Origin of the sequence: Granulicella cerasi (assembly GCF_025685575.1) — a bacterium.
GTDB classification, from domain to species: domain Bacteria; phylum Acidobacteriota; class Terriglobia; order Terriglobales; family Acidobacteriaceae; genus Granulicella; species Granulicella cerasi.
This window is the reverse complement of record NZ_JAGSYD010000005.1, coordinates 173,175-188,589: the sequence shown is the minus strand read 5'-3', so window position 1 is coordinate 188,589 and position 15,415 is coordinate 173,175. Positions and strand designations below refer to the sequence as shown.

Genomic DNA, 15,415 nt, shown 5'->3' with positions numbered 1-15,415 from the left:
GCTCGTGAGTGTGGAAAGCAGTCGTGTGAAGCATATTTCATGTCCGTTCATCGTTGGATGCTGCTCCGTATCGCTGAGCAAGTATCCTCCACGGCGATTCTCTAAGGTCTGGCGTTAGCCGCCGAGAGATGGTCCAGGGCAAGGTTCAGATGAAGCACATTCACGCGCGGCTCGCCGAGCAGACCGAACTGACGTGGTGTCACGTTCTGGTAGACCAGCTGTTCCACTCGCGCGCTGGCGATGTGCCGCTCCTGCGAGATGCGAGGTACTTGATAGAGTGCGGCAGCTGGCGAGATATCCGGATCCAAGCCCGAGCCCGAGGTCGTCACGAGGTCCACCGGAACAGGGGCACCACTACTCTTGATTTCAGCGCTGGCGGCCACTCTGTCGGCGAGAGCCTTGCTCGTGGGGCCAAGATTTGAGCCAGCAGATGATGTAGCGTCATACCCTGTCCCCGCTGCCGAAGGGCGGCTATGAAAGTAGCCGACCCCTGTAAACGGCTGACCAATGAGCGCTGAGCCAACCATGATGTCGTTTTGAGTGATGAGCTGTCCGTTCGCCTTCTGGTGCATCGTCAACTGCGCGATGCCCGTGATGACGACGGGGTAAACGATACCCAGCAGCACTGCGGTGACGAGGGTGTAGAGCGTTGCTGTTATGATTTGCTTCTTCATTTGTTCCTTCGGCTAAGCCAGGTGCAGGGCTGTCACTGCAAGGTCGATGACCTTGATGCCAATGAAAGGTACGATGATGCCGCCTAGGCCATATACGAGCAGATTGCGTTGAAGCATCGCTGCCGCGGACATGGGTTTGTACGCAACCCCACGCAGAGCGAGCGGGATCAACCCAATGATGACGAGGGCGTTGAAGATGACTGCGGAAAGTACCGCAGACTCAGCGTTGTGGAGATGCATGATGTTCAGGGCGTTCAACACCGGAAAGACACCAGCGAACATGGCGGGGATGATCGCGAAGTACTTCGCCACGTCGTTGGAGATGCTGAATGTCGTCAATGCTCCTCGTGTCATCAACAGCTGTTTGCCGATCGCGACGATCTCAATCAACTTGGTGGGGTTGGAGTCGAGATCGACCATGTTGCCCGCTTCTTTCGCGGCCTGTGTACCCGAGTTCATTGCAACTCCAACATCCGCCTGTGCAAGCGCGGGGGCATCGTTGGTGCCGTCGCCGGTCATGGCCACGAGCTTGCCCTCCGCCTGTTCGCGCTTGATAAGGTCCATCTTGTCCTTGGGCTTGGCTTCGGCGAGGAAGTCGTCGACGCCGGCTTCGCGAGCGATTGCCGCTGCGGTAAGCGGATTGTCGCCGGTGATCATCACGGTACGGATGCCCATCGACCGAAGCTGGTCAAAGCGTTCCTTCATGCCGCCCTTAACGACATCTTTGAGGTAGACCACGCCCAGTGCGCGGCCGTTCTCCGCGACCACTAACGGTGTGCCGCCTTTGCGGGCAACCTCTTCTACGGCTGCACGCACTTCACCGGGAAGCGTGTTGCCGTGCTCCTGGAGATACCGAGAGATCGCATCCACGGCGCCTTTGCGGATGCTTCGACCATCGGTCTCGATGCCGCTCATTCGAGTGGTCGCAGAGAACGGGATGAACTCCGCGTTGAGTGACGCCAGCTCGCGACCACGGAGGTTGTAGGCTTCCTTCGCGAGCACCACGATGGAGCGACCTTCGGGCGTTTCGTCGGAGAGTGAGGAAAGCTGCGCTGCATCTGCCAGTTTGGCGGGAAATACACCCGGTGCGGCGATGAACTCTGCTGCCTGCCTGTTGCCAATTGTGATGGTGCCGGTCTTATCGAGCAGCAGAGTGTTGACGTCGCCCGCAGCTTCCACGGCACGGCCAGAGGTTGCGAGGACATTATGTTGCACGAGACGGTCCATGCCTGCGATGCCGATAGCTGATAGCAACCCGCCGATCGTTGTAGGGATGAGACAGACAAGTAGCGAGATCAGCACGAAGATCGTCTGCGGTGCTCCTGAGTACAGCGCGAACGGCTGCAACGTTACGACAGCTAACAGGAAGATGATCGTGAGCCCTGAGAGAAGGATGTTCAGGGCGATCTCGTTCGGTGTCTTCTGCCGCTCTGCGCCTTCGACGAGTGCAATCATGCGATCGAGAAAGGTCTCGCCCGGGTTCGAAGTCACGCGTACGGTGATGACATCCGATAGGACGCGCGTGCCTCCGGTCACTGCTGAGCGATCTCCACCGGCTTCACGAATTACCGGGGCAGATTCGCCGGTAATCGCGGACTCATCCACCGACGCCACACCTTCGATCACTTCGCCATCGCCAGGAATCATCTGGCCCGCAAGTACACGCACGAGGTCACCCACCCGAAGCTTCGATGATGGAACTTCCTCGACGCTCCCCGTTTTGCTGAGGAGGTACGCGGTTGTTTCCGACTTCGCTTGACGTAGGGCGTCGGCTTGGGCTTTGCCGCGACCTTCCGCCATAGCTTCGGCGAAGTTCGCAAAGAGCACGGTGAACCAGAGCCATAGCGTGATCTGAAGATCAAACTTGAAGTGGCCGTGACGCGTCGCCCGGTTCAAGAACAGCAGCACGGTGGTCAGCACGCTGCCGAGTTCAACGACGAACATTACCGGATTCTTCATCATCAAGCGAGGATTCAACTTGGTGAGCGCATCCACGCTCGCTCGACGAACGATCTTGCTATCGAACAGCGAGCGACGTTTTGCTTGTGTAGGCATTGTGTATCTCCGAGTAGCGCAGTTAGAAGCTTTGGCCTGCGCGCATCAGCAAGTGCTCCAGCACAGGGCCGAGCGAGAGTGCAGGGAAGAACGTGAGCGCACCAACGATGAGGATGACGCCGATGAGCAGCATCGTGAAGAGCGATGTGGTAACAGGGAAGGTCCCGGCGGACGCCGGCACACTCTTCTTCGCCGCCAGACTGCCAGCGATCGCCATCATCGGCACGATCATCATGAAGCGACCAAAGAACATCGCGATGCCGAGCGAGTAGTTGAACCAGTGAGTATTCGCGTTCAGGCCTGCGAATGCGGAGCCGTTGTTGCCGGTCGCAGAGGTGTATGCGTACATGATCTCGCTAAGACCGTGAGGGCCGTGATTTGCAAGGCTCGAAAGCCCGAGGTTCGGCATCAGCACGGTGATCGCGCTGAAGCCGAGAATCAACATTGGAAAGATCAGTAGGTAGAGCATCGCCATCTGCACATCGAAAGCTTCAACCTTCTTGCCGAGATACTCTGGAGTGCGTCCCACCATCAGCCCAGCGATGAAGACAGCCATGACGACGAAGACGAGCATGCCGTAGAGCCCCGCGCCGACTCCACCGAAAACGACTTCACCGAGCAGGATGTTCACCATGGGCACCATGCCGCCGAGCGGCGTGAAACTGTCGTGCATGCTGTTCACGGCACCGCAGCTTGCATCGGTCGTCACAGTTGCAAAGAGAGCAGAGTTTGCAATGCCAAACCTTACTTCTTTACCTTCCATGTTGCCGCCGCTCTGAGTCAGAGAAGCGCGCGCATCTGTACCGCGCAATGCGGGAGTCGCATGTGACTCGGCCCAGTAGCAAGTGAACGTGCCTGCAAACCACAGCACTACCATCGCGGCGAGAACCGCCCACCCATGTTTCGGTGAGCCAACCATTTGCCCAAGCGTAATGCAGAGCCCTGCTGGAAGAAGGAAGATCGCCAGCATCTGCAAGAAGTTGCTCAGGGGCGTGGGGTTCTCAAACGGATGCGCACTGTTTGCATTGAAGAAGCCACCACCGTTGGTTCCCAGCATCTTGATCGCTTCCTGCGAAGCGACAGGGCCCTGAGCGATCGTCTGTGTGGTGATGGCAGTGATCTTGCCGTCGGCTGCGGTGGCTTTCTGTGTTTCGACGAGCTTGGCCCTGTCGTACGGGCGGAAGTTCTGCACAACACCCTGGGAAACAAGTGCAAGCGCCAGCACAATCGAGATCGGCGCGAGCACCCAGAGGATGCCACGTGTCAGATCAACCCAGAAGTTTCCGAGCGTTTTTGTTTCGCGTCTCGCAATGCCACGAACGAAGGCTATCGCTAGGGCAAGCCCTACGGCTGCGGACCAGAAGTTATGTGTAGCCAGCCCGAGCATCTGGGTGAGATAGCTCATAGTGCTCTCGGGCGTGTAACTCTGCCAGTTCGTATTCGTCGTGAACGAGATCGCGGTGTTGAGTGCCAGTGCTGACTCGACGTTAGCCAGGTGTTGCGGGTTCAGTGGCAACCACTGCTGGATGCGTTCAACGATATAAGTGAGGGCGAGCGTCGCTGCGCTGAAGAGCAGCATCGCGACCGTGTATTGCGTCCACCGCATCTCCTCCTCAGGGTCGACGCCGGTGAGACGATAGAGCAGTCGTTCGCAAGGGCCCAACACTGGATCAAGGTGTGTGCGGCGTCGTTCGAAGACCGCCGTCATGTAGCTTCCCATCGGCTTCGCTGCCAGGAGCACGACCACGATGAAGAAGATAATTTGCAGCCAACCATTGAGTGTCATGGTCTAGAACTTCTCCGGGCGAAGCAGAGCGTAAACAAGGTAGATCAGCAGCAACGCTGACAGGAGTAGAAGAGTGGCGTTGAGGATCACTGTCGAGTTCCTTTCAACGTGTCGCAGCCATGGAGGTAGGCAAATGCAACGGCGAAAAGCAAGACGGTGGAGACAGCACAGATCAGGTCCATCATGACGCAAGGACTCCTTCCGGACGGGCTGTAGGTTGGCAGAGGTGGCCGCTGCAAGGCGGCAGCGATAGCGTGAAAGCGGCAGGAGGCTTACGGCGTGATGCGTCGAATCGGGATGAAACTTCAGAGAACAGCACAGATTTGCCTCAGCGCCTATTGAAGCGTTGCAGGCCATAAAAAGTCCGTAGAGGATTTGTAAAGAAGTTGTAAGTTTAGCGAGGGAACGCTGCGCGAGATGCCGTTGACGCTACTTCTCCTCTTGCGTCACGATGTGCAGATCGACGTGCGGAGCCTCCGCCATGAAGCGTTGAAGGGCGAGGTAGTACAGGTAGGATCGCAGTCCGTGCGTTGCGGATCGTCCGACGATGGCTTGCGTGATGCGCTGCTCGCGCACGTACTCGGCGGTGACGAGCGCGGTGTTTTTGCCACGCAGGATCTTCACTTGAGCGCCGAGGTTCTCAGCAAGTTTCAGGGCGACATCGAGCGCGTGCTTTCGCTCCTCGGTCAGTGCTTGCGAGTTCTCAACGTGCAGCACGTACAGCTCGGCGTTAAGGGCCTCTGCCAGTCGTGCACCGCGCGCAATCAGGTCGCGCGCCTGGGCATTGGCGCTGATGCATACTGCGACCTTTTCTGAGATCGACCAGTGCGATCCGAGGTTCTTGCGCTTCACATACTCATCCAGCGTGCGGTCGACGGCGCGGGTCACGCGTTGCAACGCCATCTCACGGAGAGCGATCAGGTTGCCGCGCCGGAAGAAGTTCGCCAGCGAACGCTCGATACGTTCGGCTGGATAGATGTCGCCTCTTCGCATCCGCGTAACGAGCGCCTCCGGCGTGAGGTCGCTCAGCACGATCTCATCGGCGCGATCGAGCACCCAGTCAGGCACTTGTTCTCGCACCGCAATGCCCGTCAGCGCCTGCACGCGCGGATTGAGGCTTTCAACGTGCTGCACGTTGATCGTGCTGACAACGTTGATGCCGTGGTCAAGCAGTTCGAGCACATCCTCATACCGCTTGGCCTTGCGGCTGCCTTCGACGTTCGTGTGGGCCAGTTCATCAATGAGCGCCACACTGGGCGCGCGCGTTAAGACCGCATCCACATCAAGCTCAGTGAAGATGGTGCCCTTGTACTCCACTTGACGCCGAGGCACGGATTCCAGTTGACCCACGAGTTCAGCGGTGCCACTGCGGCCGTGCGTCTCTACGATTCCGATGACGACATCTTCTCCACGCGATGCGCGACGTATGCCTTCGCTCAACATGCTGAAGGTCTTGCCGACGCCCGGCGCATAGCCGAGGAAGATCTTAAAGCGACCGCGTTTGGCGTCGGTCGTGTGCTCTTCCACACTGCGAAGCCATTCCTCCGGTGTCTTTTGCGTTTGCTCGCTGGATCGCTTCATACCGTAGACTACCTCCCATGAACTCACGACGTTTCATTGCTGTCACGCGTTGGGTGGTGGCCTTCGGCGCTCTCGCCGGAATTGTAATCGCATATCGTCAATGGGTACATGTGAACCCCACGACCGTTGCTCTGACACTTGTTCTCTTCGTGTTGGTGCTTGCAGCGCAGTGGGAACTACGTTATGCGGTCGCAGTCTCCGTTGCCGCAACCGCTGCGTACAACTTCTACTTCCTGCCGCCGGTGGGCACGTTCACCATTGTGGACCCGCAGAATTGGCTTGCGCTCTTTACCTTTCTGGCGACGAGCATCATCGGCAGTCGGCTGTCGCAGTGGGGAAGAGCCGAAGCGGAGAAAGCCCTGACGCGGCAGCGTGAACTCGAAGTTCTGTACCTGTTGAGCCGCGAGTTGCTCCAGGTGGAGACGGTAGCAAGCGCGGTGCAGGCGGCGCCGAGTCTCATCAACACATCGGCTTTCGCGGAGTCGGTGGTGCTCTATCTGCTGAACGGAGACAAGCTTTACCAGGCGGGGATCCACCCAGTCACAGGCGCTGAAGTGCCGCGCCTTCGGCAGATGGCTCTCACGCTCTCGGTAGCGCAATCATCGCTTGGCAACGAAGTCATCGTTCCTCTGCGAACAGGAGTGCGCCCGCGCGGGTTGCTCGCCATTCGAGGCGCGAGCTTGACGATGGATGGGCTTGAAGCTGTCGGTGGACTCGTCTCGATTACGCTGGACCGCGCACAGGCGATTGAGGAGGCGGCGAAAGCCGAAGCTAACAAGGAGAGCGAACGACTGCGCACGTTGATCCTGGATTCGATCACGCATGAACTGCGTACACCCCTGACCTCGATCAAGGGAGCTGCGCAGTCTCTGCTGTCGGACCCCGAACCGCAAGCTTCTGCGCGAAAGGAGTTGGCGAGCATCGTCGAAGAAGAGGCTAATCGACTGGATCGTCTCGTTGGTCAAGCTGTTGAGATGGCGCAACTCGAGGCCCGCGAAGTGCAGATGCAAATCGAACCTCTCTCCATGCAGATGCTGGTGGAAGAAGCGCTGGAGTCTTGCTCGTGGGTTGCCGCAACGCATCCGCTGGAGATCCATGTTCCAGACGAACCACGAGTGGCCGGTGATCGTGAACTTCTGGGCAAAGTAATCTGCAACCTGCTCGAGAATGCCGCCAAGTATTCGTCTGCGGGTTCGCCGATCTTCGTGAGTACCGAGGTCCGAGAGGGAATGCTTGCGACCAGCATCGCCGATAGAGGCGTTGGTATTGATCCCTCTGAGCAAGCGCTGATCTTCGATCGACTGTATCGCTCGAAGGTACAAGCGTCGGGCACGTCCGGAACAGGAATGGGGCTTTCGATCTGTCGCGCGATCATCGATTCCCACCACGGCAGCATCGCGGTCACGAGCCAACTGGGACAAGGATCGGTGTTCACCTTCACGCTCCCGCTGACGGGAAATTAGACGTCTTTTACGACTCTTTTAGGTCTTCTTTACAGCTTTCTTAGGCCCAAGGGCATAGCTTCTTCGTGATGCGCACGGTGCACCGCTGACCGTGTTCAGAATGGAGAACTATGAACCGCAACACGCGTCGGGTTGGGCTTGTGGGCCGCCTGACTTTTGTAACGTTTATCGCATGGCATGCAGTCGTCAGTGTCGCGCAATCATCCGAGAATACGATCCCCGTTCCCGTGGCTTCGACTGAATTGACACAGGGGAATTTCTTCCAGCGCTTTGCGCATTTTTACAAAGCGGACTGGAGCGGAACGCTCCCCGCTTCGCCAGTCCCAGAGCGTCGCGCGCTCGACGCTCCTCTCGATAGCGCACCTTTTCCAAGTACGGACTGGGGCTATGGTGGATCCCCTGCGATCGGTTTGCCAGATGCCAATAGCTATCCGCTGATGACGGCATTGAAGCTGCAGAACTCACGCACCAAGGTCTACGGATGGGTGGCACCCAGCTTCAACTACAGCACTTCGTCGAAGAGCAACTTCCCGGTCTCCTATGACCTCTTCCCGAACAGCGTGGTCTTGAACCAGGCGGTCGTCTATGTCGAGCGCTTGCCAGATACGGTGCAGAATCGACACTTCGACTGGGGTTTCCACCTCACGGGCTTGTACGGCAATGACTATCGCTTCACGACCGCGAAGGACTACTTCAGCCAGCAGCTCTTGCTCTTCAATCGTCGCTACGGATTCGACCCTGTGCTGGAGTACGCCGATCTGTATTTTCCGTTCAAGCAGGGGCTGAATATTCGCATCGGTCGCTTTCTCTCGGTGCCGGGGATCGAAGCGCAGCTTGCGCCGAACAACTACAACATGTCGCACTCGCTGCTCTACACGATCGATCCGTTTACCGATACCGGCATCATCGGCACCTTGAAGCTCTCCAAGCAATGGATCGTGCAACTGGGCTTGTCCGCTGGTCACGATGTGGCTCCGTGGAGCGTTGATCGTAAGGCGTCCGGCATCGCGTGCTTGAACTACTCCACGGCGAGCAATCATGACAACTTCTACGTTTGCGCCAATGGCATCAACGATGGCAAGTACGCTTACAACAATCTGCAAGACTTCGATGCGACCTGGTATCACCGGTTCAACGCGAAGTGGCACTCTGCGTCGGAAGCATGGTTCATGTACGAGCGTGACGTGCCGAACGTTGCTGGGAACGTCGACAGCCCCGCGCCTATTGAAATTGGAGCAAACGGTGCAGCCTGCCATGCGGGACAGGTTCGTTGCACGGCGCCGGAGTGGGCGATCGTGAATTACATCAATCGAGAGGTCAACACGAAGCTCATGGTCGGCTTCAGATCAGACATCCTGAACGACAAGAAGGGGCAGAGGACAGGAATCGCCGGCAAATACACAGAGAACACTTTGTATGCGACGAAGTACTTCGGAAGCACGGTGATGCTACGTCCTGAGATCCGTTTCGATCACTCGTGGGATCGAAACGGGTACAACAACGGGACGGCGAGAAATCAGTTTTTCGCAGGGGCAGACCTGATCTACAAGTTCTAATTGCCGGAGGAGCGATGCTCGCGGCTTTTTGTCCGGGGGCATCGCTAACTCAGCGGTGAGTCTGCGACAAGCCGGCTTTGGGGGCTCATCTCATCTTCACGAACCCAAGCGCGCTCCATCAGCGGTTAGCGGGGATGAGGGAAAAAGAGATTGAAGACCGTTCCAGAGTGGTTCGGATGGTGCGAACTCCGGACGGTCATGAGCCCTTTGTTTTTCTCGACCAGATCGTGCGTGATCCATAGGCCAAGGCCGGTTCCGCCGATCCCCTTTGTTGAGAAGAATGGCTCGAAAATTTTCGACAGGGTCGCTTTGTCCATTCCCGTGCCGGTGTCTGCAATGAGGATGCGGACGCCATACTCTCCGTTGCGCCAGTTTCTTGAATCCCTGCATCGAAGGTGCAAGACGCCCCCGTTCTTCATCGCGTCCGCGGCGTTTCCAACAAGGTTGAGAACAATCTGCCGTAGCTCGCCCTCGTGGCAATGAAGCGTTTCAGCGGTCCGGTGGCCCATACGCGGTTCAATGTTTGAATTCCGGAGCCTCGCGCGATAAAGAGCAATGACGGACTCAAACAGCGCCGTTACGTTCAGGTCTGTCCTGTTGCTGCTTTGACGGTGGAACTGCAGGGTGTGAGTGGTGATCTGCGATACCCTGGCAAGCTCTTCCTGCGCCGTGTTCACCAGTGCCTTCAGTTCCGGCGTGGATACCTTGAAATCAAGGATGTAGAGCAGGTTGATCACTGACTCAAGAGGGTTGTTGATCTCGTGCGCGATCGAACTGGCCAACCTGCCGACCGACGCCAGTTTTTCATTCTGCAGCAAAGCCTTCTCGGCACGCTTTTGCAGTGAAATGTCCCGCAAGACCGCGGAGAACGCGAGAAATGTTCCGGGGGCCTCCATATGCGGCGACAACATAATCGAAGCGTCAAAGCTGGTGCCGTCCGCACGGTGTGCGACGACCTCACCGCTGAATTCACGGCCATTTGCCAGCTCTAGAATCGGTAGTGCCAGCAGACCTCTAGCGTCAGCTGACAGCACCAATTCCGTGAAAGATCGTCCCACGGCGTCGGCAGAGCCGAACCCAAACATCTTCGCCGCCCCATTGCTCCAATTCCGAATCGTTCCATCCACGTGAGAGGTGATGACAGCGTCCGAGGAGTGAAGAATGACTTCGGATAACTGTTCGGCTTCGTTGCGAGCGCGCAGCAGGTCTCGCTCAAATCGTCGCCTCTCAGCGGCATCCAATAAAACAGCGCGGATGCTGACCGCCTCGCCCTCCATGTATTGGACAGAGAAATTCACGAGGACGGGGACGCGGCCCTTCGAAGTCCGCAAATCAAGCGCGATCTCCTTGCGGCGACCATTCAATAGCAGAGCGGGAAGCAGCTGCGTATCAAAGAAGATTGCGCCCGCAGATCCCAGAAGGTTGCGAAAACTGGCACCGATGACGCTGCTGCGATCAAGCTTCGAAAGGTCCAGGAACGCAGCATTCGCCTGGACGATCTGCCCATCCAGGTTCATTACGACATAGCCACACGGGGCATTTTCGAAGAGGTCTTCAAACGAAGACGAGATTTTCTGTGGTGACAACCCGATCAAAGGAAGTTCCGGATCGCTTGGGTCACGACGCCGGGGGAGCTCAGATGCGGACAGTGGCCTGTCGCCTCCATCACAATCAGCTGGCTTCTCGGTATGCATCGCTGCACATATTGTCCCACGCTGACAGGAGCAATGGCATCTTTATCGCATTGCAGAATCAGCGTCCGCGAGCGCAGGTTCAACAAATCCGCTCGATTATCCGACAGGAAGGTCACACGCGCGAAGTGCTGAGCATGAATCGGGTCTGTGTTGCAGAAACTTGCTTCCAGTTCGGAGGCCAATTCCGGCCGTTCGGGATTTCCCATGATGATCGGAGCCATCATTGCCGACCAGCCGGAGTGATTGTTGTCCAGCATTTCAAGCAGGTCCTCGATGTCAGACCGCTCGAATCCGCCCAGGTACTCACCATCGTTGATATAACTCGGGGAGGGACCGATCATGACCAGGTTCTCGAAAAGCTCTGGACGCTGAATGGCTGCAAGCGCACCGATCATGGAACTCACCGAATGGGCTATGAAGTTCACTTTTTCGAGCTTGAGTTCTTCGATGATCCCGATCACGTCAGCAGCGTACCCTCGAAGGGTGCTGTACTGCGTGCGACTGAAAGCCGTGGGATCTGAGTGACCGGAACCAACGTAGTCGAACAGGATGACCTTATAGTCGTCTTCGAACGAGGGAGCAACGGCGCGCCACATCGCCTGGTCGCAGCCATAGCCATGGGCAAACATGATGACTTGTGAACCTTTGCCGCTGATCTTCACGTTGTTACGTTGAACAGATGTCAATGGGACCTTTCACAGCGTTTACCGAAAGGGCCTTTGCGCTGACGTGCGTCAAGCCATCTGATGCAAGAACGGCACCGTCAGCTGTGATTCGAACGAAAATCGTTTTGCAACCTCGATCTTGGCACATCCTGGCAAAGATAGCGGCTTCACTTTGAGCCAAGAAGAATCGGATCCGTCTCAATCAAGGTAAGCGACTTCACCATGGTCTGTGTAGAGGCCTTGTACTTCAGAAAGTGGGCCGTCCGCAGGTGCGATTCATACGCAGACTGGCTGCTGTAACTCTCGAAGAGCCGAACCTGGTTGGGTTGATCCTTCACCGATACCGCATAGAGAGCCGACACGCCGGGCTCCAGCCGGATCGACGCTTCGATCTCTTCTTGGAGCGCTGCCTTATAGGCCGCTAGTTGACTCGGATCGATTTCCAGCTCTGCGATTCTCACGATGCGTTGGTCAGTCACTTGTGCATACCCCGGCGTTACAAGGATGGAAGCAGCGAACGCTGCCAACGGAAGGATGCGGTAGATGGTTCGCTTCAGCAACATGGTTCCTCCTGCGGCGTGAAATCGTCTGAGGCCATTGCTTCGTGTTGATTCGGTACCTGCAGAGAGATCATCCGAGCCGCGCCTCAGTCATAAGGCCGCTTGACTTGAGCGCACGGATGTCCCGGATTGGTGGGAGACCAAAGCAGCGGCTGTATTCACGGCTGAACTGGCTGATGCTCTCGTATCCCACCTCATAAGCGGCGGTTGTCGCATCAAGACCGTCCATCAACATGCGTTCCCGTGCCGTTTGCAGCCGGAGCATCTTCTGGTACTGCAAGGGGCTCATGGACGTCAGAGCACGGAACTGATGATGCAGTGTGGAGACGCCCATGCGCGCTGTAACGGCAAGCTCCTCCACGCTGAGCGGCTTTGTAAAGTTTGCGCGCAACCAGGAGATGGCTCGTGCCGTTCGCTGCACGAGGTCCCCACTTGTCGCAATCGCGCGGAGGCGGCCGGCCTGCGGCGTCTTGAGCAAACGGTAGATGATTTCGCGCTGGATCAGAGGGCTGAGAAACGGGATGTCCTCGGGCGTATCCACGAGATCGAGCAAACGTTGGCACGCACTGAGGAGGCCGAGCGTCGTCTCGCCAACAGCCAGGCCTTGCCGGTGAGAATCGACTTCAGCTTCAGGCAGGTCCTCTCGCGCCAGGATTTCTCTGACCATCGGCATATCGAAGCGCAGGAACATCACCAGCAGCGGAGTCTTTTCTGATGCCTCCACAATTTGGCTCTGAGCGGGCACGTCGATTGAGGAAAGAAGAAACGACGAGGGATCGCAAACGTACTCAACTTCGCCCAGAATGACGTGCTTTCGCCCTTGTACAAAGATGCTCAGGCTGGGCTCATACGAAGCTCGATAGCACGGCGTCGGCTCGTCACGGTTGTATAGAACAACGCCTGGAACCGCAGTCACATGTTCGCCTGCGCCTCCTGTCATCGAAGCAATGCGACGGGCAAGGGATCGCCTCGCTTCCTGTACGGCTGGGCTGCCAGGGGCAACGTTTTTCTTCTTGTCAGGCATCTCAGGACTCCCAAATCAAGCGTAGTACGTTTTGCCATAAATTTCAGGACAGAGCAGGATTGTGCAAACAATCGGCAGGATTGGGTAAGTAATGGATCTCCCCTCTCTCTAGGCTTGATCTTGACAGTGACGTCGGCTTGAACGCGTCGGCATAGAGAAACAGATACGAGGGGGAGAGACATGAACATTTCATTTGAAGGCAAGGTGGCGCTCGTCACAGGCGCGGCATCTGGACTGGGTTTCGCGACGGCGAAGGCTTTTGCAGAATCGGGCGCAGCCGTTGTTCTTGCGGATGTAGACGAGAAGGCTGTTCAGGCAGCGGCCAAAGAATTGGCTGACAAGGGCTTCAAGACTCTGGCGATCCGCTGCGACGTCTCGAAGGACGACGAAGTCGAAGCGATGGTCAAGCAGACCGTAAAAACATTCGGACGCCTGGACGCGGCCTATAACAATGCGGGCATCCAGAACGTTCTTGCTGAGACCGCCGACTCGCCGCGCGACGATTACGACCGCGTCATGAGCGTGAATCTTCGTGGCGTCTGGAGCTGCATGAAGTTCGAGCTGCAGGTGATGCGTGAGCAGGGCAGCGGTGCAATCGTGAATTGTTCGTCGCTGGGAGGTCTGGTTGGCGGCAATCAGCGTGGAACGTATCACGCAGCAAAGCACGGCGTCATCGGCTTTACCAAGAGCGCAGCTCTTGAGTATGCAACCCGTGGCATCCGCGTGAATGATGTTTGCCCCGGCCTCATTCGCACGGCGATGGCCGATCAGATGGAAGCCGGTGGACAGGGCGAAGCGCTCAAGATGATGCGCGAAATGTTCGTACCGATGCAGCGTGAAGGACGTCCCGAAGAGATCGCCAACGCCGTGCTCTTCCTGTGCAGTGATGCAGCCAGCTACATTACCGGCCAGTCGATTTCCGTCGACGGTGGCTACGTGATGCGCTAGGCACGCGTATGAGTCAGATCACACAGGGTGATATGGCTGAAGCATCCAATGGAGCGCCGACCGATGCTGGAAGGCGCTCCCTCCTCAAGGCTGGGCTGGCAGCGAGCCTTCTGGCGCTATGGCAGCCCGATCCCGTATGGGCTCTGGAGAATGAAATGTCCAAAGAAACGAAGCACGGCGCGGTTCCAGGCGTTTTAACGATGAGTGATGTTCAAGCAGTCTCACCGGCATTGGCTCACTACACAGAGGGTCCGCTGATGAACGGCTTGTGGAAGCGCCCCGAGCTTTCACCGCGTGATCGCAGCGTCGTCACAGTGGCGACTTTGATTGCGCGCATCCAGCTCGTAGAGATGTCGCATCACTTCGCACTCACGCTCGACAACGGCGTAAAGCCTTCAGAACTTTCCGAGATCATCACGCACCTCGCCTTCTATGCGGGATGGCCCAATGCGATGTCGGCAGTCGCGGTCGCGAAGGAGATCTTCCACGCGCGCGGCATTGGCGTGGATCAGCTCCCACCGGCTCAGGGTAAGCTGCTGCCTCTCAACGAAGAAGCAGAGAACCAGCGCGCAACGCAGGTAGGAAACAACTTCGGTGCGACCTCGCCTGGTCTTGTGCAGAACACAACGGATCTGCTCTTCCGTGATTTGTGGCTTCGTCCTGCGCTTGCGCCGCGTGATCGCAGCCTGGTGACTGTCAGCGCTCTGATCGCGAACGGGCAGACGGCGCAGATTACGTATCACCTCGGTCGCGCGATGGACAACGGTCTGACGCAAGAACAAGCCTCTGAAGTGCTGACACACATTGCGTTCTACGCAGGCTGGCCATGCGCCTTTTCAGCTCTGCCTGTGGTCAAGGACGTCTTCGAGAAGCGTCAGAAATAACCCTGCGCGGATACAGAAAGGACTCCATGAAAAACCTTCTTCTAGCGATGCTGGCGCCTCTCATGCTCGTGACAGGACTGGCTCAGACTCCCTCGCCGGCTGACGCTTCCAAGGGACTCACCATCAGCCACGCCGGTGTGCGGCCCGTGGTCGATGGCTCACCGAAGTTCTTCACCGGCTCCGCGAAGGTTGAACAGTTGTTTCCTGCGACTGCACCCTCGCGGGTCTCCGCTGGTATTGTGACCTTCGCTCCCGGAGCACGAAGTGCATGGCACACCCATCCACTCGGCCAGGTCCTCATCATCACCGCTGGTACGGGCCGCGTCCAAATGGAGGGCGGTCCAATCCAGGTTGTTCACGCGGGAGATGTTGTCATCATCCCAGCCCATGTGAAGCACTGGCATGGTGCCGCTCCTGATGCCTCGATGTCTCACATCGCGATTCAGGACAACCTTGACGGCGATGCCGTGGATTGGCTTGAGCCTGTGACGGACCAGCAATACAACGGCAGCAAGTAAGAGTCCC

The 15,415-nt window shown here is 57.5% G+C and carries 14 protein-coding genes; 5 read left to right on the top strand and 9 right to left on the bottom strand.

The window, feature by feature from the left end; all coding sequences use genetic code 11:
- Window positions 1-101: 101 nt before the first annotated feature.
- The 5 genes from kdpC to OHL11_RS15930 form a co-directional block, all read right to left on the bottom strand.
- The gene (gene kdpC / locus OHL11_RS15945; protein WP_263372532.1) at window positions 102-674 is read right to left on the bottom strand and encodes a potassium-transporting ATPase subunit KdpC; all 573 of its coding nucleotides are present in this window, start codon (window positions 672-674) and stop codon (window positions 102-104) included.
- Window positions 675-686: 12 nt separating this feature from the next.
- Entirely contained in the window at window positions 687-2,729 is a 2,043-nt protein-coding gene (kdpB, locus tag OHL11_RS15940; protein WP_263372531.1) for a potassium-transporting ATPase subunit KdpB, read from the bottom strand.
- Between the two features lie 22 nt (window positions 2,730-2,751).
- Window positions 2,752-4,515 carry a potassium-transporting ATPase subunit KdpA gene (gene kdpA / locus OHL11_RS15935; RefSeq protein ID WP_263372530.1) on the bottom strand — a complete coding sequence of 588 codons (1,764 nt, stop codon included), beginning with the start codon at window positions 4,513-4,515 and terminating at the stop codon, window positions 2,752-2,754.
- Between the two features lie 3 nt (window positions 4,516-4,518).
- The gene (kdpF, locus tag OHL11_RS17405; RefSeq protein WP_390233830.1) at window positions 4,519-4,872 is read right to left on the bottom strand and encodes a K(+)-transporting ATPase subunit F; all 354 of its coding nucleotides are present in this window, start codon (window positions 4,870-4,872) and stop codon (window positions 4,519-4,521) included.
- 72 nt (window positions 4,873-4,944) lie between these two features.
- Window positions 4,945-6,096: a histidine kinase gene (locus OHL11_RS15930; RefSeq protein WP_263372529.1), complete on the bottom strand. Its 1,152-nt coding sequence runs from the start codon at window positions 6,094-6,096 to the stop codon at window positions 4,945-4,947.
- Between the two features lie 17 nt (window positions 6,097-6,113).
- Between OHL11_RS15930 and OHL11_RS15925 the strand changes: the two genes are divergently transcribed.
- Both OHL11_RS15925 and OHL11_RS15920 read left to right on the top strand, forming a co-directional pair.
- Window positions 6,114-7,559 carry a sensor histidine kinase gene (locus OHL11_RS15925; protein WP_263372528.1) on the top strand — a complete coding sequence of 482 codons (1,446 nt, stop codon included), beginning with the start codon at window positions 6,114-6,116 and terminating at the stop codon, window positions 7,557-7,559.
- Window positions 7,560-7,669: 110 nt separating this feature from the next.
- Window positions 7,670-9,115 carry a porin gene (locus OHL11_RS15920; protein ID WP_263372527.1) on the top strand — a complete coding sequence of 482 codons (1,446 nt, stop codon included), beginning with the start codon at window positions 7,670-7,672 and terminating at the stop codon, window positions 9,113-9,115.
- A 125-nt stretch (window positions 9,116-9,240) separates the two neighbouring features.
- On the opposite strand, the gene OHL11_RS15915 is transcribed toward OHL11_RS15920, so the two are convergent.
- From OHL11_RS15915 to OHL11_RS15900, 4 genes are all read right to left on the bottom strand, one after another.
- Window positions 9,241-10,809 carry a PAS domain S-box protein gene (locus OHL11_RS15915; protein ID WP_263372526.1) on the bottom strand — a complete coding sequence of 523 codons (1,569 nt, stop codon included), beginning with the start codon at window positions 10,807-10,809 and terminating at the stop codon, window positions 9,241-9,243.
- Window positions 10,707-11,495, bottom strand: coding sequence for an alpha/beta fold hydrolase (locus OHL11_RS15910; RefSeq protein ID WP_263372525.1), 789 nt, complete (start codon window positions 11,493-11,495; stop codon window positions 10,707-10,709). Before OHL11_RS15910 ends, OHL11_RS15915 begins: the two co-directional genes overlap by 103 nt.
- Before the next feature lie 146 nt (window positions 11,496-11,641).
- A complete protein-coding gene (locus tag OHL11_RS15905) occupies window positions 11,642-12,037 on the bottom strand; it encodes a putative quinol monooxygenase (protein WP_263372524.1) in 396 nt (131 codons plus the stop codon).
- Window positions 12,038-12,104: 67 nt separating this feature from the next.
- The gene (locus OHL11_RS15900) at window positions 12,105-13,058 is read right to left on the bottom strand and encodes an AraC family transcriptional regulator (protein ID WP_263372523.1); all 954 of its coding nucleotides are present in this window, start codon (window positions 13,056-13,058) and stop codon (window positions 12,105-12,107) included.
- Window positions 13,059-13,238: 180 nt separating this feature from the next.
- Here OHL11_RS15900 and OHL11_RS15895 point away from each other — a divergent pair, with 180 nt between their 5' ends.
- From OHL11_RS15895 to OHL11_RS15885, 3 genes are all read left to right on the top strand, one after another.
- A complete protein-coding gene (locus OHL11_RS15895; protein ID WP_263372522.1) occupies window positions 13,239-14,006 on the top strand; it encodes an SDR family NAD(P)-dependent oxidoreductase in 768 nt (255 codons plus the stop codon).
- A gap of 200 nt (window positions 14,007-14,206) precedes the next feature.
- Window positions 14,207-14,890 (top strand): carboxymuconolactone decarboxylase family protein, encoded by a 684-nt coding sequence (locus OHL11_RS15890; protein ID WP_263372521.1) that lies wholly within the window; start codon window positions 14,207-14,209, stop codon window positions 14,888-14,890.
- Between the two features lie 26 nt (window positions 14,891-14,916).
- Window positions 14,917-15,408 carry a (R)-mandelonitrile lyase gene (locus OHL11_RS15885; RefSeq protein ID WP_263372520.1) on the top strand — a complete coding sequence of 164 codons (492 nt, stop codon included), beginning with the start codon at window positions 14,917-14,919 and terminating at the stop codon, window positions 15,406-15,408.
- Window positions 15,409-15,415: the final 7 nt, after the last annotated feature.

What these genes read in the sequence shown, in the direction of transcription:
- kdpC (WP_263372532.1), bottom strand. Translation starts at nt 674, where the DNA reads ATGAAGAAGCAAATCATAACAGCAACGCTCTACACCCTCGTCACCGCA.
- kdpB (WP_263372531.1), bottom strand. Translation starts at nt 2,729, where the DNA reads ATGCCTACACAAGCAAAACGTCGCTCGCTGTTCGATAGCAAGATCGTT.
- kdpA (WP_263372530.1), bottom strand. Translation starts at nt 4,515, where the DNA reads ATGACACTCAATGGTTGGCTGCAAATTATCTTCTTCATCGTGGTCGTG.
- kdpF (WP_390233830.1), bottom strand. Translation starts at nt 4,872, where the DNA reads ATGGCCTGCAACGCTTCAATAGGCGCTGAGGCAAATCTGTGCTGTTCT.
- OHL11_RS15930 (WP_263372529.1), bottom strand. Translation starts at nt 6,096, where the DNA reads ATGAAGCGATCCAGCGAGCAAACGCAAAAGACACCGGAGGAATGGCTT.
- OHL11_RS15925 (WP_263372528.1), top strand. Translation starts at nt 6,114, where the DNA reads ATGAACTCACGACGTTTCATTGCTGTCACGCGTTGGGTGGTGGCCTTC.
- OHL11_RS15920 (WP_263372527.1), top strand. Translation starts at nt 7,670, where the DNA reads ATGAACCGCAACACGCGTCGGGTTGGGCTTGTGGGCCGCCTGACTTTT.
- OHL11_RS15915 (WP_263372526.1), bottom strand. Translation starts at nt 10,809, where the DNA reads ATGCATACCGAGAAGCCAGCTGATTGTGATGGAGGCGACAGGCCACTG.
- OHL11_RS15905 (WP_263372524.1), bottom strand. Translation starts at nt 12,037, where the DNA reads ATGTTGCTGAAGCGAACCATCTACCGCATCCTTCCGTTGGCAGCGTTC.
- OHL11_RS15900 (WP_263372523.1), bottom strand. Translation starts at nt 13,058, where the DNA reads ATGCCTGACAAGAAGAAAAACGTTGCCCCTGGCAGCCCAGCCGTACAG.
- OHL11_RS15895 (WP_263372522.1), top strand. Translation starts at nt 13,239, where the DNA reads ATGAACATTTCATTTGAAGGCAAGGTGGCGCTCGTCACAGGCGCGGCA.
- OHL11_RS15890 (WP_263372521.1), top strand. Translation starts at nt 14,207, where the DNA reads ATGAGTGATGTTCAAGCAGTCTCACCGGCATTGGCTCACTACACAGAG.
- OHL11_RS15885 (WP_263372520.1), top strand. Translation starts at nt 14,917, where the DNA reads ATGAAAAACCTTCTTCTAGCGATGCTGGCGCCTCTCATGCTCGTGACA.